The 21,007-nt window shown below is 73.2% G+C and carries 18 protein-coding genes and 1 pseudogene; 11 read left to right on the forward strand and 8 right to left on the reverse strand.

From position 1 onward, the window contains the following. Positions 1 to 252: 252 nt before the first annotated feature. Positions 253 to 546: pseudogene (locus tag IO20_RS41135) on the forward strand (serine hydrolase); the annotation flags it as partial. A gap of 211 nt (positions 547 to 757) precedes the next feature. Here IO20_RS41135 and IO20_RS38215 read toward each other — a convergent pair. Next, positions 758 to 1,660, reverse strand: a complete 903-nt coding sequence (locus IO20_RS38215) for a DUF4184 family protein (RefSeq protein WP_030547184.1) — start codon at positions 1,658 to 1,660, stop codon at positions 758 to 760. 238 nt (positions 1,661 to 1,898) lie between these two features. Between IO20_RS38215 and IO20_RS0102285 the strand changes: the two genes are divergently transcribed. The 3 genes from IO20_RS0102285 to pgfA all read left to right on the forward strand — a co-directional run bounded on the left by IO20_RS0102285 (position 1,899) and on the right by pgfA (position 5,057). Beyond that, complete coding sequence (locus IO20_RS0102285; RefSeq protein ID WP_030547182.1) at positions 1,899 to 3,719, forward strand: lytic transglycosylase domain-containing protein; 1,821 nt, start codon at positions 1,899 to 1,901, stop codon at positions 3,717 to 3,719. A gap of 205 nt (positions 3,720 to 3,924) precedes the next feature. After that, positions 3,925 to 4,065, forward strand: a complete 141-nt coding sequence (locus IO20_RS39480; RefSeq protein WP_106975990.1) for an SPW_0924 family protein — start codon at positions 3,925 to 3,927, stop codon at positions 4,063 to 4,065. Positions 4,066 to 4,076: 11 nt separating this feature from the next. After that, a complete protein-coding gene (pgfA, locus tag IO20_RS0102295) occupies positions 4,077 to 5,057 on the forward strand; it encodes a cell envelope lipid trafficking protein PgfA (protein ID WP_030547179.1) in 981 nt (326 codons plus the stop codon). Here pgfA and hrpB read toward each other — a convergent pair. Both hrpB and IO20_RS0102305 read right to left on the reverse strand, forming a co-directional pair. Beyond that, positions 5,041 to 7,614 carry an ATP-dependent helicase HrpB gene (gene hrpB, locus IO20_RS0102300; RefSeq protein WP_030547177.1) on the reverse strand — a complete coding sequence of 858 codons (2,574 nt, stop codon included), beginning with the start codon at positions 7,612 to 7,614 and terminating at the stop codon, positions 5,041 to 5,043. The genes pgfA and hrpB overlap by 17 nt on opposite strands. A 97-nt stretch (positions 7,615 to 7,711) precedes the next feature. Further along, positions 7,712 to 8,551 (reverse strand): class I SAM-dependent methyltransferase, encoded by an 840-nt coding sequence (locus tag IO20_RS0102305; RefSeq protein WP_030547175.1) that lies wholly within the window; start codon positions 8,549 to 8,551, stop codon positions 7,712 to 7,714. A 346-nt stretch (positions 8,552 to 8,897) separates the two neighbouring features. Here IO20_RS0102305 and rpsA point away from each other — a divergent pair, with 346 nt between their 5' ends. Then, on the forward strand, positions 8,898 to 10,412 hold the full coding sequence (gene rpsA, locus IO20_RS0102310; protein WP_030547172.1) for a 30S ribosomal protein S1: 1,515 nt from the start codon (positions 8,898 to 8,900) through the stop codon (positions 10,410 to 10,412). Between the two features lie 114 nt (positions 10,413 to 10,526). Here the strand turns inward: rpsA and IO20_RS0102315 are convergent, their stop codons facing one another. Further along, positions 10,527 to 11,474 (reverse strand): right-handed parallel beta-helix repeat-containing protein, encoded by a 948-nt coding sequence (locus tag IO20_RS0102315; protein WP_030547170.1) that lies wholly within the window; start codon positions 11,472 to 11,474, stop codon positions 10,527 to 10,529. Positions 11,475 to 11,697: 223 nt separating this feature from the next. Here IO20_RS0102315 and IO20_RS0102320 point away from each other — a divergent pair, with 223 nt between their 5' ends. From IO20_RS0102320 to IO20_RS0102330, 3 genes are all read left to right on the forward strand, one after another. Next, positions 11,698 to 12,636 (forward strand): PAC2 family protein, encoded by a 939-nt coding sequence (locus IO20_RS0102320; protein ID WP_030547168.1) that lies wholly within the window; start codon positions 11,698 to 11,700, stop codon positions 12,634 to 12,636. 42 nt (positions 12,637 to 12,678) lie between these two features. Then, on the forward strand, positions 12,679 to 13,284 hold the full coding sequence (gene coaE / locus IO20_RS0102325) for a dephospho-CoA kinase (protein ID WP_030547166.1): 606 nt from the start codon (positions 12,679 to 12,681) through the stop codon (positions 13,282 to 13,284). Positions 13,285 to 13,387: 103 nt separating this feature from the next. Next, the gene (locus IO20_RS0102330; RefSeq protein WP_030547164.1) at positions 13,388 to 13,756 is read left to right on the forward strand and encodes a tetratricopeptide repeat protein; all 369 of its coding nucleotides are present in this window, start codon (positions 13,388 to 13,390) and stop codon (positions 13,754 to 13,756) included. Positions 13,757 to 13,771: 15 nt separating this feature from the next. Here the strand turns inward: IO20_RS0102330 and IO20_RS0102335 are convergent, their stop codons facing one another. Next, complete coding sequence (locus IO20_RS0102335) at positions 13,772 to 14,041, reverse strand: DUF6343 family protein (protein WP_030547162.1); 270 nt, start codon at positions 14,039 to 14,041, stop codon at positions 13,772 to 13,774. Positions 14,042 to 14,140: 99 nt separating this feature from the next. Continuing rightward, complete coding sequence (locus IO20_RS0102340; protein WP_030547160.1) at positions 14,141 to 14,476, reverse strand: hypothetical protein; 336 nt, start codon at positions 14,474 to 14,476, stop codon at positions 14,141 to 14,143. Positions 14,477 to 14,708: 232 nt separating this feature from the next. Between IO20_RS0102340 and IO20_RS0102345 the strand changes: the two genes are divergently transcribed. From IO20_RS0102345 to IO20_RS0102355, 3 genes are all read left to right on the forward strand, one after another. Then, positions 14,709 to 17,588, forward strand: a complete 2,880-nt coding sequence (locus IO20_RS0102345) for a DEAD/DEAH box helicase (RefSeq protein WP_030547157.1) — start codon at positions 14,709 to 14,711, stop codon at positions 17,586 to 17,588. Continuing rightward, positions 17,585 to 18,853, forward strand: a complete 1,269-nt coding sequence (locus IO20_RS0102350) for an SWIM zinc finger family protein (RefSeq protein ID WP_030547155.1) — start codon at positions 17,585 to 17,587, stop codon at positions 18,851 to 18,853. Before IO20_RS0102345 ends, IO20_RS0102350 begins: the two co-directional genes overlap by 4 nt. 125 nt (positions 18,854 to 18,978) lie before the next feature. Continuing rightward, positions 18,979 to 19,788 (forward strand): chaplin, encoded by an 810-nt coding sequence (locus IO20_RS0102355; RefSeq protein ID WP_030547153.1) that lies wholly within the window; start codon positions 18,979 to 18,981, stop codon positions 19,786 to 19,788. Between the two features lie 46 nt (positions 19,789 to 19,834). Here the strand turns inward: IO20_RS0102355 and IO20_RS0102360 are convergent, their stop codons facing one another. Together IO20_RS0102360 and IO20_RS0102365 are read right to left on the reverse strand one after the other, a co-directional pair. After that, the gene (locus IO20_RS0102360; RefSeq protein ID WP_030547151.1) at positions 19,835 to 20,524 is read right to left on the reverse strand and encodes a DUF2293 domain-containing protein; all 690 of its coding nucleotides are present in this window, start codon (positions 20,522 to 20,524) and stop codon (positions 19,835 to 19,837) included. A 14-nt stretch (positions 20,525 to 20,538) separates the two neighbouring features. Then, a complete protein-coding gene (locus IO20_RS0102365; RefSeq protein WP_030206093.1) occupies positions 20,539 to 20,997 on the reverse strand; it encodes a hypothetical protein in 459 nt (152 codons plus the stop codon). Between the last annotated feature and the right edge of the window lie 10 nt (positions 20,998 to 21,007).

Consider the following 21,007-nt stretch of genomic DNA (forward strand, 5'->3'; position numbering starts at 1 on the left):
TGTACCTCGTCCCGCGAGCCCGCCCTCGCCGCCCGCCTCTCCCAGGACATCGCGGCCGCCCTCAAGGGCCGCGACGGCACGGTCTCGGTCGCCGTCCACGACACCCGCCGCGGACTGCGCTGCCGGCTCGGCGACACCCTGGCGTACGACTCGGCCAGCATCGCGAAGGTCCTCATCCTGCAGGCCGTCCTCGGGCGCGCCGAGGAGCTCGGCCGGGAGCCCACCCGGCTCGAGACCCAGCGGATGAAGGCGATGATCACCCGCTCCGACAACACCGCCGCCACCGCCCTGTGGCAGGGGCTCTCCCGCGCCCGGTTGTACAGGGTCCTGCGCGAGGCCGGAGCCCAGGACACGATCCTCGGCCACGACCGCTACTGGGGCCTCACCCGCACCACCGCCCGGGACCAGCTCGCCCTGCTCGCCGCGGTCTCCCGCCGCACCGAGGCGCTGAACCTGATGGGCCAGGTGGTCCGCGACCAGGCCTGGGGTGTCACCGCGGGCGCGCCCCGCACGGTCAAGGTCCACCTCAAGAACGGCTGGCTGCCCCGGGCCACCCACGCCTGGCGCGTCCACAGCATCGGCATCGCACGCCCGGCCGCCCTCGCAGCGTCGGCGACCGACTACCGGATCGCCCTCCTCAGCCACGACAACCCCAGCATGCGGTACGGCGTCCGCACCCTGGAGGGCATCTCCCTCGTCGTGCACCGCGGACTCTCCGGTGCCGTCGCCGCCCGCGGCTTCACCCCGCCGGAGAAGATCAGCGAGCTCCCTGACGGGAGCGCTCCGCCCGGGGATCCCCGGCCTTCTCCTCCGGCGGGAGAGGGGTGGCGGGGACATCCGGCACCGCGGTGGGCGGCCTTCGGAACAGCCGCGTCACCGCCCCGTACAGCACGAGCCCGACGGCGAGCCCCGCGCCGGCCCCGAAGCAGGCCGTCGGAATGACGTCCAGGGGCGTCTCGATCCGGTCCCAGCCCCAGTACGCGGCCCAGCGCAGCACCCGGTGCGCGACGCCGGCGAGGACACAGCCGCCGATCAGGCAGACCGCGAACAGCCGCCCGCGCCGTCCCGGTACCGGGACCCGGGCCGGCAGCTCCACGCCCGGGCCCGCGGAGCGCAGCGCCCGCGCGACGAACCAGACCAGTAGCCCCAGGGCCAGTGCCGAACCCCCGTACTGCGCGTAGAGATAGACGGGGAACCCGGCCACGACATCGCCGAGGAACGGGACCGCCCGGGTGCCCCAGCGGTCGAGGTGGGTGAAGGAGTCCCACACCACATGGGTCGTCGCGCCGAGGATCGCGGAGAGACCGAACCATCCGGCGAGCACCGCCGGGTGCCGGTCGCGCCAGTCGCCGCCCCGGACGAGCCCGTACACCCGCCCGCGCCACCGGGCGGGCAGCAGCACCACGAGCGGCTCACGCACCATCAGCCACAGCGCCACGAGCGCGGCGGTGATCAGGACGTCGGCGGTGACGATCCCGACGGGGGAGTGGGTGACGTCCCCGAAGACCATCGCCCCGGGGAACGCCGTGGCGGCGAAATAGGTCATGTCGGGCGCGAAGGAGCCGGCGACGAGAGCCGACGCGACCAGGGGTCCGCGCGCGGTCCCGTTCCTGCGCAATACGGGCAGCACGGCAGCGGCATGACTCAGCGTGAACGGCAACGGGAGCTCCCCCAGGTTCCGGTGGTGACGGCCGGAGTGTGGCATCGGCCGCAGTGCAAGAGGTGTCCGACGCTCCACTCGGTTCCCGTCCGTACCTGGTCGGGGAGCGGCCGAGAGGTGACGAAAGAGTGAAAGCCGGTCAGGCGCCGGTGTTCGACGGGCCGGAGTTGGCATAGGGTCGCCGGAGGTCTCACGCGGGGAGCGCGGGACCGCCGTCGAGGGGGAAGGGACCACGGAGATGTCAGCGCACTTGGGCCGCAGGCTGCGCAAGGGAGCCACCAGCGGTGCGGTGGTGGCCGCGGCGGTCGCCGCGCTCGCCGCCTCGCAGGCACCCGAAGCGATACCGCCGACCGCCGACAACGCCGGCGGGGACCGTGCGATCGGCGCCGGGGACACGGCGTCGCCGTCCGGCGACCACTCGGCGACGGGCGATTCCCCGTACTACACCGAGCTGCCGCCGCTGACCACGCCGAACAAGCCCGGCGCGAGCATCAACCTGCCGGTGATCACCGGGCCCGCCGAAGCCGGCATACCCGCGTCCGTGCTCTCCGCCTACAAGCGCGCCGAGCAGTCGATTCGCTCGACCGACCCCGGCTGCAACCTGCCCTGGCAGCTGCTCGCCGGCATCGGCAAGGTCGAGTCGGGACAGGCCCGGGGCGGCCGGGTCGACGCCAACGGCACGACCTTCTCGCCGATTCTCGGCCCCGTCCTCAACGGCGTCGGATTCGCCAACATCTCCGACACCGACGGCGGCGCCTACGACAACGACGCCACCCACGACCGCGCCGTGGGCCCGATGCAGTTCATCCCGTCCACCTGGGCCACCTGGGGCCAGGACGCGAACAGCGACGGGAAGAAGGACCCCAACAACATCTACGACGCCGCGCAGGCCGCCGGTCTCTACCTCTGCGCCGGCGACCGCAACCTCGCCCTCAAGGCCGACCTCGACCGGGCGATCCTCAGCTACAACCGCTCGCGGGAGTACCTCAACACGGTCCTGTCGTGGTTCGAGTACTACCAGCGCGGCACCCACCAGATCCCGGACGGCACCGGGGTGCTGCCGGTCGACCGCAGCGACGGCCCGCGGGGCAACCGCCCAACCGGTCCGCTCTCGCCCTCCCCGACGTCGCCCGCTCCCCAGCCGTCCACGCCGGGCAACCCGAGGCCGACCCAGCCGGGCGGGCCCGCCGAGGGCAGCACGCCGACGCCGACGCCGCCCACCCCGACCACGCCGCCGGTCACCCCGCCGACGAAGCCCCCGACCGTGCCCCCGGCCGTCACGGTCGCGCGGCTCGCGCCCGTCGCGACGGGACAGCTCACCGCGGTCACCGAGAGCACCTTCGCCAAGTCCCCGGCGGTCGCCGCCCTCGACGCCTCGGGTACGCCGGTCCCCGGTGTGAGCATCCGCTTCCAGATCGCCGGCGCCACCGACACCCGCTTCCCCGGCGGCGCGACGACCGTCACCGTGACCACCGGTTCGAGCGGCATCGCCCACGCCCCCGCGCTGCGGGCGGGCGTGAAGGTCGGCTCGTTCACGGTCAATGCCACCGTCTCGGGCCGCACCATGAACGCGACCGTGTTCGCCGCGACCGTCACCGAGCGCCGGGCGGACACCCTCGTCCGTATCGCCGATGACACCCTGTCGGCGACCACGGGCACCGCCTTCACCCCGAAGGTGCAGCTGAAGGCCACCGACAAGGGCGTGCTTGCCCCCGGTGTACTCGTCACCGCCGTGATCGTCGCCTCGGCGACGGGCGAAGAGAGCGCCGACAGCCCGTACTTCAAGGACGCGGTGACGGGCGACACGTTCCGGACGGTCTCCCTCAAGACCAGCGCGGACGGCCTGATCACGCTTCCCGCGCTCCTCGCGGGCGACAAGGCCGGCGAGTACGTGATCCGTCTGACCGCGCCCGGCGGCGGCAGCACCGAGGTCAAGCTGACGGTCACCGCTCCCGCCCCGACCCCGACCCCGACCCCGACCCCGACTCCGGAGCCGAGCCCGGAACCGACGTCGTCCGGCACCGAGTCGCCCGAGGCCTCCCCGTCGCCCTCGGCCTGACCCGGCCGCGCTTCCGCACCCGCATCTCCCTCCGCGCCGCCTCCCGTCCCCACCGGACGGCGAGGCGGCGCTTCGCGTTCCCGGCCCGGTGGGGGAGGTGCGGTCGCGGTGGCCCGCGTGGTGCAACGTGTTCTCATCTCGCGGTCACGTTGCTACGGTGCCCCCGCCCTGACGAGCCATCAGATCACCTTCCGGGAGGCCGACCATGCGCGCCCTCGTCGCCGCCGCCATCGGACTCGCCCCAGTCCTCCTCTTCGTCCTCCTCGTCTCCGTGGTCGATCTGCCACCCGACGGCCCCACCTCGCCCAAGCCCCTGCTGACCGCCGATCCCGGCCCCAAGAAGTAGGGGCGGCGACCGTGCGCCGCCGAGCCGGCCTCGTCCTCCTCGCCCTCGCCGTCTTCTGCGCGGCGATGGCCCCGACCCTGCGCTGGTACGCCTTCCCCCGGCTGGCGAAGATTCCGCCGAACCAGTACCAGGAGACCGTCCTGGAGGCGAAGCCCGCGACCCTCCTCAACTACTCCACGCTCCAGGCGGAGAAGGTCGAGAAGATCACGATCATCCAGACCCTCAAGGGCAACGTGGAGGAGTCGCGGCGCATCGAACGCGACGCCGGACGCGACGTCGTCGTCTGGGACGCCCTCGCCTACATCACCGGCCCCGACGGCAAGATGGTCTCCAAGGTCCCCGAGCGGTACATCTTCGACGCCCACACCCAGGACCCGGTCCACGCCACCGGCGAGTCCGTCGACGGCGACCCGGTCCGGCGCGAGGGCATCGAGTTCAAGTGGCCCTTCCTCACCGAGAAGCGGGACTACCAGTACTTCGACGCCCAGACCCGCACCTCCGCCCCCATCCACTACAAGGGCACCCGCACCTTCCGGGGCATGGAGGTCTACTACTTCGAGCAGACCATCCCCTGGACCCGGGTCCCCATGCCCAAGACCATGCCGGTCAAGATCCCCCCGGAGGTCATCGCCGAATCCGGCCTCAGCCGCTGGTACACCACCAAGCGGATGTTCTGGATCGAGCCGGTCACCGGCGCCCCCGTCAACGGCGAGGAGATCCACAAGGAGGAGCTCCGCAACGCCAAGGCGCTGATGGGCCGGGACACCATCACCGTCTTCGAGGGACACGTGAAGATGCGCGAGGACTACGTCCGAAGCGTCGGCGAGATGGTCTCCTCCAACCGCCTCATGGTTCTCATGCTCGTCTCCTACCTCCCCTGGAGCCTCGCCTTCCTCGCGCTCCTCCTCCTCGCCCTCGCCCTCTGGCTGGAGGCCCGCTCCCGCCGCCCGGCGCCGGAACCCGGCGCCGCCCCGGTCACCCCTCCCGTCTGAGCCGCGCACTCGTGTGCCGCGTCGGCTCCGCCGTCGACGGATCCTCCGGCCACGGGTGCTTCGGATAGCGCCCCCTCAACTCCGCCCGCACCGCCCGGTAGCCGTCCCGCCAGAACGACGCCAGGTCGGCGGTCACCGCCGCCGGCCGCCCGGCGGGGGAGAGGAGGTGGACGAGCACCGGGACACCCGCCACCCGAGGCGTCTCCGCGAGCCCGAACAACTCCTGGAGCTTCACCGAGAGCACCGGCCGCCCACCCCCGTACTCCACCCGGATCCGCGAACCGCTCGGCACCTCGATCCGCTCCGGCGCCAGCTCTCCCAGCCGGCCCGCCTCGCCCGAGGCCCACGGCAACAGCCGCCGCAGCGCCTCACCGGCGTCGATCCGCCCCAGATCCGCCCGGCGCGCGGCCCGGGACAGCTCGGGCTCCAGCCACTCCCCGGCCCGGTCGACCAGCGACTCGTCCGCCATGTCCGGCCACGGCTCCCCCAGCTCCCCGTGCAGGAAAGCGAGCCGCTCCCGCAGCTCCCCGGCCTCCCGGCTCCACCGCAGCAGACCGAGCCCCTCCCGCCGCAGGCCGTCGAGCAGCGCCTCCCGTACGAGCACGGGCTCGGCACCGGACCCGAGGGGCCGGACCGTCAGCTCGACCGCGCCCAGCCGGTCCACCGAACGCGCGACCACGTCCCCGTCCTCCCAGTGGACCTCCTCGCCGGTGGACCGCAGATGACCGGCCGCCCGCCGCGCCATGTCCTCGTCCAGCACGGCGGCCAGCCGCACCCGTGCCGTGGCGTCCCGGGCCGTACGGTCCGCCACCGCCACCGCCAGCCACGGGGTCGCCCGCAGCGCCGAGCCCTCCGCGAGCCTGGCCCCGCTTCCGGACACCATCAGATAGCCCCCCTGTTCCCGGGCCCTGGCCACCCGTTCGGGAAAGGCCAGCGCCGTCACCAGGCCGGCCACCGCGTCCTCACCCACCGGCGAGCCGGCCCCTGCCCGGCCGCCCCCTGCCCCGCCGCCCCCGCCGCCGTCCGCCGATTCGGTCGCCGACCGTTCCAGACGGCGGGCCTCCGCCTTCCACCGGGCGCCGTACCCGTCGGAGCCCCGGCGTGCGGCCCGCCAGGCCGCCGCCAGATCGTCCCCGTAGTCACGCGGCGGCTCCTCGCTGAGCAGCGCCACCACCTCCGCCGCCCGCCGTGCCCCGACCTCCCGCGCTCCGTCCAGCAGGGCACGGCCGAGCCGGGGGTGCAGCCCGAGCCGGGACATCCGTACTCCCCGCTCCGTCGCCCGGCCTGCCGGGTCCACGGCCCCGATCGACCCGAGGACCGAGCGGGCCGCCGCCATCGCCCCGGCCGGCGGCGCGTCGAGCAGCGCGAGTCCTTCCGCCGTCGGATCGCCCCAGCAGGCGGCCCGCAGGGCGAAGTCCGCCAGGTCGGCGACCTTGATCTCCGGGGAGGGGAAGCGCGGCCTGCCTCCGTCGCTCGCCTCCGCCCAGCAGCGGTACACGAAGCCGAAGTCCTCGCGGCCGGCCCGGCCGAGCCGCTGCGTCGCCGTCGCCTCGGACACCGTCACCGTCGCCAGCGAGCCAAGCCCCCGGGCGTGGTCCGTACGCGGCTCCCGGGCGAGCCCCGAGTCCACCACGATCCGCACTCCCGGCACCGTCAGACTGGACTCCGCCACCGAGGTCGCGAGCACCACTCGGCGCCGCCCGCCGGGTTCCGTGCCGCGCAGCACCGCGTCCTGCACCGCCGCCGGTGCCCGCCCGTGCAGCTGGAGCACCTCCGCGTCCACGCCGGCCAGCATTCCGGCCGTCCGGGCGATCTCCCCCGTGCCCGGCAGGAAGCAGAGGACGTCGCCCTCGTGCCGCTCCATCGCGAGCCGCACCGTCGCGGCGACGTGCCGCAACAGCGCCGGGTCCACCCAGGTGCCGTGGGCCGGCCGGACACCCGCGGGCGGCGTCGCGAAGAAGACCCGACAGCCGTGCCCCTCACCCTTGCTCCACACCACCGGAGCGGGCCCGCCGCCGTCCAGGACCGTGAGGAGATCCGCCCATGCCGCGGCGTCGCTCGTCGCCGACGCGGCGATCAGCTTCAGCTCCGGGCGCAGGGTGGCCCGTACGTCCACGAGGAAGGCCATCGCCGTGTCCGCGTCCAGGTGCCGCTCATGGCACTCGTCGAGCAGCACCACGTCCACACCGGCCAGCTCCGGATCGCGCTGGAGCCGCTGGAGCAGGATGCCGGTGGTCACCACCTCGACCCGGGTCGCCGGGCTTGTCCGCCGCTCACCGCGCACCGAGAATCCGACCGTCCCGCCGACGTCCTCGCCGAGCAGCCACGCCATCCGCCGGGCCGCCGCCCGCACCGCCATCCGGCGGGGCTCCGCGACCAGGACCCGTCGCCGCGGTCCTTCCCCTATGAGACCCGCGAGCGCCAGCGGCACCAGCGTCGTCTTGCCGGTGCCGGGAGGCGCGGACAACACGGCCGTACCGCGCCGGTCGAGCGCGGCCAGCAGCTCGGGGACGGCATGGCGGACGGGGAGAAGGTCGAGTGCGTCGTTTCGGATCACGCAGTCAGTCTCGTACGAGACGCGAAAAGGTGGGCCCCGTTGTCCACAGGGCCCACCTGTCAGTACGACAACCGTCAGTACGACAACCGCGCCGCGGCTATGCCGTGCGTTCGCAGACGAAGATCGCCGTGCCCGGGATCAGGTTCCCCCTCAACGGGGACCAGCCGCCCCACTCCTGGCTGTTCCACTCGGGCCACTCCGGCTCCACGAGGTCCACCAGGTGGAACCCGCCGGCCACCACGTCCCGCACCCGGTCGCCGATCGTCCGGTGGTGCTCCACGTAGACGGCCCGCCCCTGCTCGTCCTGCTCCACATAAGGGGTGCGGTCGAAATAGGAGGCCGCGATCGACAGGCCCTCCGGGCCCGGCTCGTCGGGGAACGCCCAGCGGATCGGATGCGTCACCGAGAAGACCCACCGCCCGCCCGGCCGCAGCACCCGCCGCACCTCCCGGAACACCCGCACCGGGTCGGCGACGAACGGCACCGCCCCGTACGCCGAGCACGCCAGGTCGAAGGAGCCGTCCCGGAACGGCAGCGCCCCGGCGTCGGCCTCCACCAGTGGAACGTCCCCGCCGATCCGCAGCGCGTGCTGGAGCTGCCGGTGCGAGAGGTCGAGGGCCACCGGCCGGGCCCCCTGCGCCGCCAGCCACCGCGAGCACTGCGCGGCGCCCGCCCCGATCTCCAGGACGTCCAGGTCCTTCAGCGAGGAGGCCGGCCCGAGGAGCCCCGCCTCGGCCTCGTCGAGCCCCTCGGGCCCCCACACGAACCGGTCGTCGCCGAGGAAGGAGCCGTGGTCGTTCTGGTACTCGTCGGCGTTCCTGTCCCACCAGCCACGGCTGGCCCGGCTGCTCTCCGCGTCCCCCGCGTCACGCCGGGTCGCCTCCGCCTCGTCCTCCGTCGAGTGGGGAGCAACTTCGTGTTCGTACTCTTGGTTCATCTCGCCCGCCGATGTAGTTTGCGCTCAGTGCCGCCCTGCGGCGGACCCGCCGATGCGGCGTCCAAGGACACGAGTAGTGCCGGAGTTGAGCCGATCTGCCCCGGGTGCGCGCTTCGCGCATTGACCCTGTCCGGCCGCCCCCGTATGCTAAAGGTTGCGCTGCGGGCCTGCGCGCCTCAGACGGAGCAGGCCGCGCTCGTACCTGTTGTATGTCCCCTCGGTTTTCGAGGCTCCTTCCCGTTCTCGGGAAGGGTGCTTCATTGGCTGTCCGGCTTCTTGGTGCGATACGGGCTCTCGGCGTAGCAGTACCTACGACTTTCTGTCCGTAACCGGAGCCCTTTCCCACATGACGAGCAGCACCGAGACCACCGCCACCAGCACCACCCCGCAGGTTGCGGTCAACGACATCGGTAACGAGGAAGCCTTCCTCGCCGCGATCGACGAGACGATCAAGTACTTCAACGACGGCGACATCGTCGACGGCGTCATCGTGAAGGTCGACCGGGACGAGGTCCTGCTCGACATCGGTTACAAGACCGAAGGTGTGATCCCGAGCCGCGAGCTCTCGATCAAGCACGACGTCGACCCGAACGAGGTCGTCAAGGTCGGCGACGAGATCGAGGCCCTTGTTCTCCAGAAGGAGGACAAGGAAGGTCGCCTCATCCTGTCCAAGAAGCGCGCTCAGTACGAGCGTGCCTGGGGCACGATCGAGAAGATCAAGGAAGAAGACGGCATCGTCACCGGTACCGTCATCGAGGTCGTCAAGGGTGGTCTCATCCTCGACATCGGCCTCCGTGGCTTCCTGCCGGCCTCTCTCGTCGAGATGCGTCGCGTCCGCGACCTCCAGCCCTACGTGGGCAAGGAGCTCGAGGCGAAGATCATCGAGCTGGACAAGAACCGCAACAACGTGGTCCTGTCCCGCCGTGCCTGGCTCGAGCAGACCCAGTCCGAGGTTCGCCAGACCTTCCTCACGACCCTGCAGAAGGGTCAGGTCCGCTCCGGCGTCGTCTCCTCGATCGTCAACTTCGGTGCCTTCGTGGACCTGGGTGGCGTCGACGGCCTCGTGCACGTCTCCGAGCTGTCCTGGAAGCACATCGACCACCCGTCCGAGGTTGTCGAGGTCGGCCAGGAGGTCACCGTCGAGGTTCTCGACGTGGACATGGACCGCGAGCGTGTCTCCCTGTCGCTGAAGGCGACGCAGGAGGACCCGTGGCAGCAGTTCGCCCGGACCCACCAGATCGGTCAGGTCGTCCCGGGTAAGGTCACCAAGCTGGTTCCGTTCGGTGCGTTCGTCCGCGTGGACGAGGGCATCGAGGGTCTGGTCCACATCTCCGAGCTGGCCGAGCGCCACGTGGAGATCCCGGAGCAGGTCGTCCAGGTCAACGACGAGATCTTCGTCAAGGTCATCGACATCGACCTCGAGCGTCGTCGCATCAGCCTCTCGCTGAAGCAGGCCAACGAGTCCTTCGGTGCCGACCCGGCCTCGGTCGAGTTCGACCCGACCCTGTACGGCATGGCCGCGTCCTACGACGACCAGGGCAACTACATCTACCCCGAGGGCTTCGACCCCGAGACCAACGACTGGCTCGAGGGCTTCGAGACCCAGCGCGAGGCCTGGGAGACCCAGTACGCCGAGGCGCAGGCTCGTTTCGAGCAGCACCAGGCTCAGGTCATCAAGTCCCGCGAGGCCGACGAGGCCGCTGCTGCCGAGGGCGCTGCCGCCCCGGCCGCCGGTGGCAACGCCGGTGCGGGCATCTCGGGTGGTTCGTACTCCTCGGAGTCGGACGACACCTCCGGCGCCCTGGCGTCGGACGAGGCGCTTGCCGCCCTGCGCGAGAAGCTGGCCGGCGGCCAGAGCTGAACAGGCTCTCCGCTGAGCGCTAGCCGCTAGCGAATCGAGGCCCGCTTCCCTTCGGGGGAGCGGGCCTCGGTCATGTCCGGGCGGTGCCGGCCTTTCCGGGTGCCGCCGGTCGGTTCAGGGCGTGACGGGGATGTTCGTCAGGCCGTTCCCGCCGGTCACCGTGTTCGAGGCGTACACCGTGGTCGGGCAGGAGCCGCTCCGGTTGGTCACGTTGATCGCGAGGCGCTGCGGCCCGGTCGCGCCCGTCAGGTCCGCGTGGTTGTTCCGGAAGACGGTCCCGCAGCCCCAGCCGCTCTGCTGGCTGTGGGTCTCGAAGCCGTTGTTCGTCGTGTTGACGCCGGTGTTGTCCGCCACGAGGACGCCGTTGCCCTTCACGTCGACCCAGGAGTCGTCGTAGTTGGCGCCGGTCAGCCCGCGCCCGTCGAAGGTGTTGCCGACGATCCGCGCCCCGGTGGTGCCCTCCTTGATGTCGACGCTCTCGCCGCCGACGTCCGGCCCGATGACGTTGCCGAGGATCTGCGCGTTGTCGCTCCGGTCGCCGAGGGTGTTCGCGGAGCCGACGTAGATCCCCTCGCCCATGCCCCGGCCGTCGTTCCCCGTGTCGTAGATCCGGGAGTTCCTGATGACGCCGTTGCTGCTGGAGTTGCGGAAGTGCACGCCCTCCATGTCCAGGCCGTGCACGGTCACCCCGTCGATCACCACGCCGTTCGCGGCGTCCGCCATGATCCCCTTCTGGCCGCCGGTCACGGTGAGGCCGGCGACCGTCCAGTACGAGGCGCCGTTGAGGTGCAGTCCGTAGCCGCCGCCTGCGGTCAGGACCGCGCGGGAGGAGCCGGTCAGGGTGATCCGGGCCGAGGAGGTGCCCGGGGTCGTGGCCTTGAAGTTCCCGGTGTAGGTGCCGTCCGCGAGGCGGATCGTGTCGCCGGGGCGGGCGTTGGTGAGCGCGGTCTTCAGCTGGGCGGCGGTCGAGACGTCGACGGTCGCCGCCGAGGCGGGGGTCGTGACGAGGGGGACGGCGAGGAGCGCCGGGAGGAGGGGGAGGAGCAACGTCCGGGTGCGCATGGGTTCCGTGCGGTGTGGGGAGCGAGGGTGTTCCTGTATGTGCACGATGACCGAGATGCTGAACGCGATGCTGTCCCGAGACGGTAGGGAGAGGCTGTGGACATGTCAAGGTCTGGACCAGTGGTCGGAGTTGGTCCCGCTCCGCCCCGGAAGATCGCGCGGCGTGGGAATGGCGGTGCCGCACGAGACGTTCCCAGAGAGAACACGAGGAGGAGCGGTAATCGTGCTTGATCCCCAGGATTTGTACGAATGGGACGCGAAGGGCCTGGCCGTCGTCGACCTCGCCCTGGCGCAGGAGTCGGCCGGGCTGGTCATGCTGTACCACTTCGACGGCTACATCGACGCGGGCGAGACCGGCGAGCAGATCATCGAGCGCGTGCTCGACACACTGCCCCACCAGCTGGTCGCCCGATTCGACCACGACCGGCTCGTGGACTACCGCGCCCGCAGACCGCTGCTGACCTTCCGGCGCGACCGATGGACGGCGTACGAGACGCCGTCCATCGAGGTCCACCTCGTCCAGGACGCCACCGGCGCGCCCTTCCTCGTCCTCTCCGGCCCCGAGCCGGACGTGGAGTGGGAGCGGTTCGCCGCCGCCGTCCGCCAGGTCGTCGAGCGTCTCGGAGTGCGCCTCTCCGTCAACTTCCACGGCATCCCCATGGGTGTGCCGCACACGCGCCCCGTGGGTCTCACGCCGCACGGCAGCCGCACCGACCTCATGCCGGGCCACCGCAGCCCGTTCGACGAGGCCCAGGTTCCCGGCAGTGCCGAGTCCCTCCTCGAGTACCGGCTCACCGAGTCCGGCCACGACACCCTCGGTGTCGCCGCGCACGTGCCGCACTACGTCGCCCGGTCCCCGTACCCGGACGCCGCCCTGAGCGTCCTCGAAGCCGTCACGGCCGCCACCGGCCTCGTCCTTCCCGCCGTCGCCCATGCCCTGCGGACGGAGGCCCGGCGCACCCAGACCGAGATCGACCGCCAGATCGGCGAGGGCGACGAGGAGCTGGTCGCACTCGTGCAGGGCCTTGAGCACCAGTACGACGCGGTGGCCGGGGCCGAGACCCGCGGCAGCCTGGTCGCCGAACCGGTCGACCTGCCGTCGGCGGACGAGCTGGGCCGCGAGTTCGAGCGCTTCCTCGCCGAGCGAGAGGGCGACTCCTGACCCGCCCGCGGCACGCCCAGGACATCCCCTAAGCTGCCGCTCATGCTGAAGGTGGGCCTGACCGGCGGGATCGGCGCCGGCAAGAGCGAAGTGTCACGGCTGCTCGTCTCGTACGGGGCCGTGCTGATCGACGCGGACCGGATCGCCCGCGAGGTCGTCGAGCCCGGCACTCCGGGGCTCGCGGCCGTCGTCGCGGCCTTCGGGGACGGCGTCCTCACCGAGGACGGGGCGCTCGACCGGCCGAAGCTCGGCTCCGTCGTGTTCGCCGACGCCGACCGCCTCGCCACGCTCAACGCCATCGTGCACCCCCTGGTGGGGGCGCGGTCGGCTGAGCTGGAGAGCAGGGCCGGTAGGGGAGACGTCGTCGTCCACGACGTACCCCTGCTCGCCGAGAACGGCCTCGCGCCCCTGTACGACCTGGTCGTCGTCGTGGACGCGTCCCCGGAGACCCGGCTCGACCGGCTCGTACGGCTGCGCGGCATGGCCGAGTCCGAGGCACGGGCCCGGATGGCGGCCCAGGCCACGCGTGAGCAGAGGCTGGCCGTGGCCGACCTCGTGATCGACAACGACGGACCTCTCGACGCCCTCGAACCGCAGGTGCGGAAGGTCTGGGACGAGCTGGAGCGCAGGGCCGCGGACGCCGCCTAGGACGGGCCGCGGGAGCCGTCGCGGGGCCCCGCCGAGCGCTGTCGGTGGAATGCGGGGGTCGGGTCCGGTGTTCAACCACCGGATCGAGGGGAAGGATGCCATGGTGGCCGACAGAAACCCGGAAACGCATGTCATCGACTTCCGCGCCGCCGAGCACCTGCTGGCCGCGCGGGACCCTCGGGGCGCGGTGAAGCTGCTGGACTCGGTGATCGCCGCCCACCCCGAGAACACGGCGGCGCGTCTGCTGCGGGCCCGTGCGTTCTTCGCCGCCGCGCAGCTGCGTCCCGCCCAGCTGGAGTTCGAGCTGGTCCTGGAGCGCGAGCCGGACAACGCGTTCGCGCACTTCGCGCTGGCCCGCACCTTCGAGCGCTCGGGGCAGACGGCCCAGGCCACCCGGCACTTCCGCCTCGCCGCCGCGCTCGACCCGAAGCCGGAGTACCTCCAGGCGGCGGGGTTCGACACGGAGAAGTAGCGGCGGGCAGGGCGCTCAGCGCCCCGTGCCCCCGTGGTCCGGTTCGTACGGAGGGATGTTCCGCCCCGGCTGCCAGTGCGGACCCTGGTGGAGGTGGCGCAGCACCAACGCCAGGTCGCACACGACCACCAGGAAGAGCACCCCGCATGCCGCGGCCCAGCCGGGGCGGCCCACCAGCGAGAACACGGTCGTGCCGAAGGCGGCCCAGAGCAGTCCCCACACACTCAGCCAGAACCGCAGGCGCAGTGCGCTGCGCGCGGTCGCCGGCTCGTTCCCGGTACGCATGACGGTCACCGTCTCCCGTCGGAGCCTCTGGGGCACTTCCAGGATGGACCCCGGGACGGGGCCGAGGGAACCGCGCGGGAGGTGGCCGGGCGTGCGCTCTCAGTGGACGACGCTGTAGCTGCGCCAGGGCAGGGTCCCCGGCACGATCTCGTCGCCGCTGTTGGTGGGCAGGTACCTGGAGTTCTTGCCCTTACAGTCGCGCGTCGGGTACAGCACGATGTCGACCAGGGTGTTGTTCTCGACCTTCGTCGCGCCGCTCGGGGCGAGGCGGTGGCAGCCGTTCACCGAGGGGCTCGTCACCATCACCCCCAGCTCACGCCCGGTCTCGTACTCGATCGTGCCCACGGCGGTGCGGCCGAGACCCGAACAACCGGCGACGGTGAGAGTGAGCAGCACGGCCCCGGTGGCGGTCGTGAGACGCCGGTGAACGGACATGGGCGGATCCTCTTCTGTGGTGGCGCTGAGACGGATGCGGCGGTGGTGCGGCGGCGGTGCGGTGGCGGGCTCCGTGGCGGAGGAGTTCCAGGCCACCTTCCCGCCCTCCGGGCCCGGTGTCATCCGCTGCTGGGCCGCCCGGGGGAGCCCGCCTGGCGGCCGTTGTCAGACCCCACCCGTAAGGTCGGAGGTCAGGTCGAGGATCGTCACCCGGTGGGAGGAGCGCGCAGCCGTGACACAGCCCTGGATCACCGTCGCCGCCGTCTTCCTGCCGGCCGCACTGCCGCGCGAGGGCCGGGTCGCCTTCTGGGCCCCGGACGGCGGCGCGCTGCCCGATCCGGCGGGGAGCGGAGCGGAGCGCGTCGAGCTGACCGTCGCCCGGCGGCACGGCAGCGGCGCCCGGGGGCGCGCGGTCCCCGCGCTCACGCTGCCCGTCGACGCCGCGCTGCCCCATCTCGTCGCGGCCCGCCACCATCCGGCCGCCCACCCGGCGACCGCAGGCTGGGGCGCCGCCGCCCTGCACGCCCTGCACCTGGCGGCCCGCGGCCGAATGCTTCCGGGGCTGACCGCCGACGACCTGGACGCCTGGCGGGCCGGGCCGCTGGACGCCGACGACATCGCCCATCTGCGGGCCGTCGCCGCCGCCCTGCCGTACGAGGCGCACGCCGTGCCCGTCCCGGGGCCCGGCCCGCTGCGGCTGCCCGATCCCGAGGCGCTCGTGCGCGCCTTCCTCGACGCGGTCGCCGACGTGCTGCCCCGCACCCCGGCCGCCGCGCACGCGGTGGGGGCGCCCTTCGCCTCCCGCGAGCCGCAGCACCTGCCCCGCGCGCGGGCCTGGGCCGCGGAGGCGGCCGCCGGGATGGACGCGGGTGTCCGTGTCTCGCTCCGCCTGGACCTCTCGGCGTACGAACTCTTCGACACGGCCGCCGGTGATCCGGCCGACGGGGCCGATGGGGCCCACGGGGCGGACGAGAGGCCGCGCGGCGAGCGCCATGCCGCCGCCGCGCTCCTCCAGGTCCACAGCCTCGCCGACCCGACCCTCGTCATCGACGCCGCGGCCCTGTGGGCGGGGGACGGCGACCACTTCGGGCCCCGCGCCCGGATCGACGCCGTCCTCGCGCTGCGCCGGGCCGCCCGCGTCTGGGCCCCGCTCGCCCGGCTCCTGGAGCGGGACGTGCCCGATGTCCTCGCCGTCACCGAGGACGAGCTGTACGAGCTGCTCGGCCCCGCCTCCGCCCGGCTCGCCGACGCCGGCGTCGCCGTCCACTGGCCCCGCGAGCTGGCCCGTTCGCTCAGCGCCTCCGCCGTCGTCCGGGCCGGCCACACCGCACCCGGGTCCGCGACCGACGGCACCGCCTTCTTCGACAGCGAGGAACTCCTCCGGTTCAACTGGCAGCTGGCCCTCGACGGCGATCCGCTCACCGAGCGCGAGATGGACCTGCTCGCCGAGGCCCATCGGCCCGTCGTGCGCCTCCGCGACCAGTGGGTCGTCGTCGACCCCGACCTCGTCCGCAAGGCGCGCAAGCGGGAGCTGGGCCTGCTCGAACCGGTCGACGCCCTCGCCGTCGCCCTCACCGGCACCGCGGAGGTGGACGGCGAGACCGTGCCCGCCGTCCCCGTCGGGGCGCTCGCGGCGCTCCGCGACCGGCTCCTCGCGGGACCCGAGGACGTGCAGGCCCCGCCCGGTCTCACGGCCACCCTCCGTGACTACCAGCTGCGCGGCCTCGCCTGGCTCGACCTGATGACCTCGCTCGGTCTCGGCGGCTGCCTCGCCGACGACATGGGCCTCGGCAAGACCATCACCCTCATCGCCCTCCATCTGCGCCGCGCCCGCCGGGCCCCCACCCTCGTCGTCTGTCCGGCCTCCCTGCTCGGCAACTGGCAGCGGGAGGTGGGGAAGTTCGCCCCCGGCGTGCCCGTCCGACGCTTCCACGGCGCCGAGCGGGACCTCGACGGCGCCGAGGGCGGCTTCGTCCTCACCACGTACGGCACCCTGCGCACGAGCGCCGCCCAACTGGCCGAGCGGGAGTGGGGGATGGTCGTCGCGGACGAGGCCCAGCACGTCAAGAACCCGTTCTCCGCGACCGCGAAGGCGCTGCGCGAGATCCCCGCGCCCGCCCGGGTCGCCCTCACCGGTACCCCCGTGGAGAACAACCTCTCCGAGCTGTGGGCCCTCCTCGACTGGACCACCCCCGGTCTCCTGGGCCCGCTCAAGGCCTTCCGTTCCCGGCACGCCCGCGCCGTGGAGAACCACGAGGAGATCGAGCACGAGGAGGCCGTCGAGCGGCTCGCCCGGCTCGTGCGGCCCTTCCTGCTGCGCCGCCGCAAGTCCGACCCCGGCATCGTCCCCGAGCTGCCGCCCAAGACCGAGTCCGACCATCCCGTCTCCCTCACCCGCGAACAGGCCTCGCTCTACGAGGCGGTGGTCCGCGAGACCATGGCGCAGATCGAGGAGGCGCGGGGCATGGCCCGCCGGGGCCTCGTCATGAAGCTGCTGACCTCGCTCAAGCAGATCTGCAACCACCCCGCGCAGTACCTGAAGGAACAGGCGCCGCGCGGCAGCGGCACCGCGCGGCTCGCCGGCCGCTCCGGGAAGCTCGCCCTGCTCGACGAACTCCTCGACACGATCCTCGCCGAGGACGGGTCGGTGCTCGTCTTCACCCAGTACGTGTCGATGGCACGGCTCCTCGCCGACCATCTGGCCGCGCGCGGCATCCAGACCCAACTCCTCCACGGCGGAACGCCGGTGGCCGAGCGGGAGCGGATGGTGGACCGCTTCCAGGCCGGTGAGATCCCCGTCTTCCTGCTCTCCCTCAAGGCCGCGGGCACCGGCCTCAACCTCACCAGGGCCGGTCACGTCGTGCACTACGACCGCTGGTGGAACCCGGCCGTGGAGGAGCAGGCCACCGACCGCGCCTACCGCATCGGGCAGACCCAGCCGGTGCAGGTCCACCGGCTGGTCGCCGAGGGCACGGTCGAGGACCGGATCGCCGAGATGCTGCGTGCCAAGCGGGCCCTCGCCGACGCCGTCCTCGGCTCGGGCGAGGCCGCCCTCACCGAACTGACCGACCGGGAGCTCGCCGACCTGGTGTCCCTGAGGAGGCCCTCGTGAACACGGCAAGGGGCGCGCGTGGAGCCGCTCCCCGCCACGACGACCGCCGCCGCAGCTTCCCGCAGGTCGCGCCCCGCGAGGCGCCCGACGGCCGGTTCGCCGCGACCTGGTGGGGCAACGCCTGGGTGGAGGCGCTGGAGGACACGGCGCTCGACCCGGCGCGCCTCGCCCGCGGCAAGGCGTACGCCGGGCGCGGGCACGTCGACGCGATCACCGTCACCCCGGGCCGGGTCGTCGCCTACGTCCACGGCAGCCGCGCCCGCCCGTACCGCACCGAGATCAGGATGCGGACCCTCGGCGACGAAGGCTGGGAGAGGTTCCTCGACGAGGCCACCGCCCGCCCCGAACACATCGCCGCCCTCCTCGACAAGGACGTGCCGCACGCCCTGGAGGCGGTCACCGGACTGCTGCCGGCTCCCGGCGACCTCGTCCCCGACTGCTCCTGCCCGGACGACGGTTACCCCTGCAAGCACGCCGCAGCCCTCTGCTACCAGGCCGCGCGGCTCCTCGACGAGGACCCGTTCGTCCTCTTCCTGATGCGCGGCCGGGGCGAGCAGGAGCTGCTCGCCGAGCTCACCCGGCGCAACGCGGCCCGTTCCGCGGCCGAGACGATCGCCGCCGCCCCGCTGATGCCGACGGTCCCCGCCCGTGCCGTGCTCGACGCGACGGAGCGACCGGGGCCTCCCTTGCCCCCTCCGCTGCCGGTGCCGGACCGGCCCGGCCGCCCCGCGGTGTTCCCGCCCGACCCGGACGCCCCCGATCCGCTCGCGCTCGACCTGCTCGCCGCCGAAGCCGCCGCCCGCGCCCATGTGTTCCTCACCACCGGACACGACCCGGTCGCCTCGCTCACCCCCTGGCAGGACGCCGTCCGCCTCGCCGCGGCGCACCCCGGCTCAGGTCTCACCGCCTCGACCCGCGCCCTCTACCGCGACCTGGGGTACGCGCTCGACCGCACCCCCACGGATCTCGCCAGGGCCGTCGCCGCGTGGCGACAGGGCGGTGCGGCCGGTCTCGCCGTACTCGAAGAGCTCTGGGACCCGCCGGCGGGCCCGTTCGACCGGGCCAGACCCGCGCTGATCGCCGCCGACTTCCCCGCGTTCCGGCCCTGGCGCAACCGGCTCTCCACCGAGTCCCTCCAGCTCCGCCTCGGTCGGGACGGCCTCTGGTACGGCTACGAGTCGGACGCGGGGCGCGAGGACTGGTGGCCGCGTGGTGCCCCCGACGCCGACCCGGTGGGAGCGCTTACCGACCTCCTGGGGCGCTGACCGCCACTCGAACGGAGTCCCACTCGATGGAGTGAAACCCGTCAACGGCTGGATCCGGCACGTGCGTTTGTCGCGTTGATTCCGGTACGGGCACTTGCCCGCACATTTCCGGAAGGCAGGAAGCCATGAGGCAGATTCGCCGAAGTGGTCTGGCCACACTGTTGGTCACGGGTGGAGCGCTCGCGCTCTCGGCGGGCGCCGCGCACGCCGATTCCGGCGCGCAGGGCGCCGCGGTGGGTTCGCCGGGCGTCGGCTCGGGCAACACGGTTCAGCTCCCGGTGCACGTGCCGGTCAACGCCTGCGGGAACACGGTCAATGTCGTCGGCCTGCTCAACCCGGCCTTCGGCAACAGCTGTGCCAACCGCTCCGCCGAGCCCGAGTCCGAGGGCTACGGTTCGGACGACGGCGGCGGCCGGTCCCACAAGGACCAGCCCGGTACCCCGCGCGGCGGCGAGCAGGCCGGCGGCTCCCACGGAGGCGGCACGCAGGGCGGCTCCTCCAACGGCGGCGGGTCCACCGCCGAGGGCCGCGCCGAGGGTTCGCCCGGCGTCCTCTCAGGGAACGGCCTCCAGCTGCCGATCGACCTGCCCGTGAACGTCAGCGGCAACTCGGCCAACGTGGTCGGCATCCTCAACCCGGTCTTCGGCAACACGGCGGTCAACGGCCCCGCGAAGCCCGCCCAGCCGATCGAGAAGCCGACCCCGCGCCCGCAGACCCCCGTCCGGAACGTGCCGGTCCCGCAGACCGAGACGGAGCGCGAGACCGAGCGCGAGACGCCCGCCCCGGCTCCCGCGCCGCAGGGTGAGACGAGCCGGGCCGCGCTGGCCGCCACCGGTTCGGAGACCCTCGGCTACGCCGCCTCCGCGAGCGCGGCGCTGCTGCTCGGCGGCGCCCTCCTGTACCGTCGCGCGCGCCGCACGGGCGACCAGGCCTGAGGGTCGCGTCCCACGGTCCGGCGGAGGCGCGCTGACCCCCGAGCCGTCAGTCGTGTCCCCGGCCGTGGGTGTCCTCGCCACCACGACGCCAGGCCCGGAGCACCGCCTCGATGGCGGGTGCGACCCTCGTCCGGGCCTGGTGCCGGGGAACCCCGGCCATCAGCAGGGAGTCGTACGGTGTGTCGACATGGCGTACGGAGGCGCGCACCGCGGCGGTGACGGCGCCGCGGTCGAGCGAGCGGCCCGCGGCGGTGCGCCCCACCCGCCCGCTGCCCTTCGCCGAGGCGTGGACGGCGACCTCCGTGGCCCGGTCCGCCGGGATGGAGGGGAAGAGTCGCAGGACCTCCGCCCGGAGGACCTCGGTGATCTCGGCGTCCTGCGCCGCCCGCCGTACCGCGTCCCTGGCCCGCCGTCTCGCCCGTGCCTCCGCGTCCGCGAGGCAGGCGAGTTCCGCCACGGCGAGCGCAGCCTCCTCCACGAGGAGGCCCTGACGCTCGTACCGCGTACGGCGCCGGTTGTGCCGTACGACGACGGCCCAGAGAGTGCTGGCCTCCCGGGCACGCCGGGTGAGGGCCGTGTCGCCCCGGCGCAGGAAGACGAGATGCCCGAGGTCGGCGCAGTCCAGACAGACGGGCGCGTTGAACTCGACGATCATCCGCTCCAGCGGTCCCTGCCGGCACTCCGAGCAGCGGGGGCGCCTGAGCGGTTCGACGACGACGGGTGCGACGAGGTCCATGTCCCCCTCCCCGGTCAGCGGACGCCGGGTGCGGCGGCGGCGATGAACACGGCGAGCGCCTCCTTCGCCTGTGCGGAGCGGCGGGCGCGCTCCGCCTCCCCCTCCGCCTCGTGCATGCAGTGGGCCTCCTCGAAGGCGGCCTCCGCCAGCCGGCGGACCCGCGGGTCGTCGCAGACCAACTGGACGCGGAAGAGGGCCTGTCGGGCGGCGGTGCGCCGCCGGTAGGAGGCGTGGCGGGACTCCTCCGCCTCCTCGGAACCGGGTTCCTTCATCGCCCGGAACCAGCGGTCGTTCTGGCTGTGCCGGTAGTCGACGACCGCGCCCGCGTAGGCGCTGTAGGTCGCGATCCGCTCCTGGCGGAGCTGTTCGGTCCGGGCGAGCGAGGCGGTGCGCTCGGTGGTCCGCCTCTGGAACCAGTGCGTGGCGACGACGCCCAACAGGGTTCCCGCCACCGCTATCAACGCCACATCCACGACCGCTCGC

This window comes from Streptomyces exfoliatus (assembly GCF_000725545.1).
GTDB lineage: Bacteria > Actinomycetota > Actinomycetes > Streptomycetales > Streptomycetaceae > Streptomyces > Streptomyces exfoliatus.

Bases quoted from the DNA above. Each gene is read 5' to 3' on its own strand.
- IO20_RS0102285 (WP_030547182.1), top strand. From the start codon at position 1,899: ATGTCAGCGCACTTGGGCCGCAGGCTGCGCAAGGGAGCCACCAGCGGT.
- IO20_RS39480 (WP_106975990.1), top strand. From the start codon at position 3,925: ATGCGCGCCCTCGTCGCCGCCGCCATCGGACTCGCCCCAGTCCTCCTC.
- IO20_RS0102305 (WP_030547175.1), bottom strand. From the start codon at position 8,551: ATGAACCAAGAGTACGAACACGAAGTTGCTCCCCACTCGACGGAGGAC.
- rpsA (WP_030547172.1), top strand. From the start codon at position 8,898: ATGACGAGCAGCACCGAGACCACCGCCACCAGCACCACCCCGCAGGTT.
- IO20_RS0102315 (WP_030547170.1), bottom strand. From the start codon at position 11,474: ATGCGCACCCGGACGTTGCTCCTCCCCCTCCTCCCGGCGCTCCTCGCC.
- coaE (WP_030547166.1), top strand. From the start codon at position 12,679: ATGCTGAAGGTGGGCCTGACCGGCGGGATCGGCGCCGGCAAGAGCGAA.
- IO20_RS0102335 (WP_030547162.1), bottom strand. From the start codon at position 14,041: ATGCGTACCGGGAACGAGCCGGCGACCGCGCGCAGCGCACTGCGCCTG.
- IO20_RS0102340 (WP_030547160.1), bottom strand. From the start codon at position 14,476: ATGTCCGTTCACCGGCGTCTCACGACCGCCACCGGGGCCGTGCTGCTC.
- IO20_RS0102355 (WP_030547153.1), top strand. From the start codon at position 18,979: ATGAGGCAGATTCGCCGAAGTGGTCTGGCCACACTGTTGGTCACGGGT.
- IO20_RS0102360 (WP_030547151.1), bottom strand. From the start codon at position 20,524: ATGGACCTCGTCGCACCCGTCGTCGTCGAACCGCTCAGGCGCCCCCGC.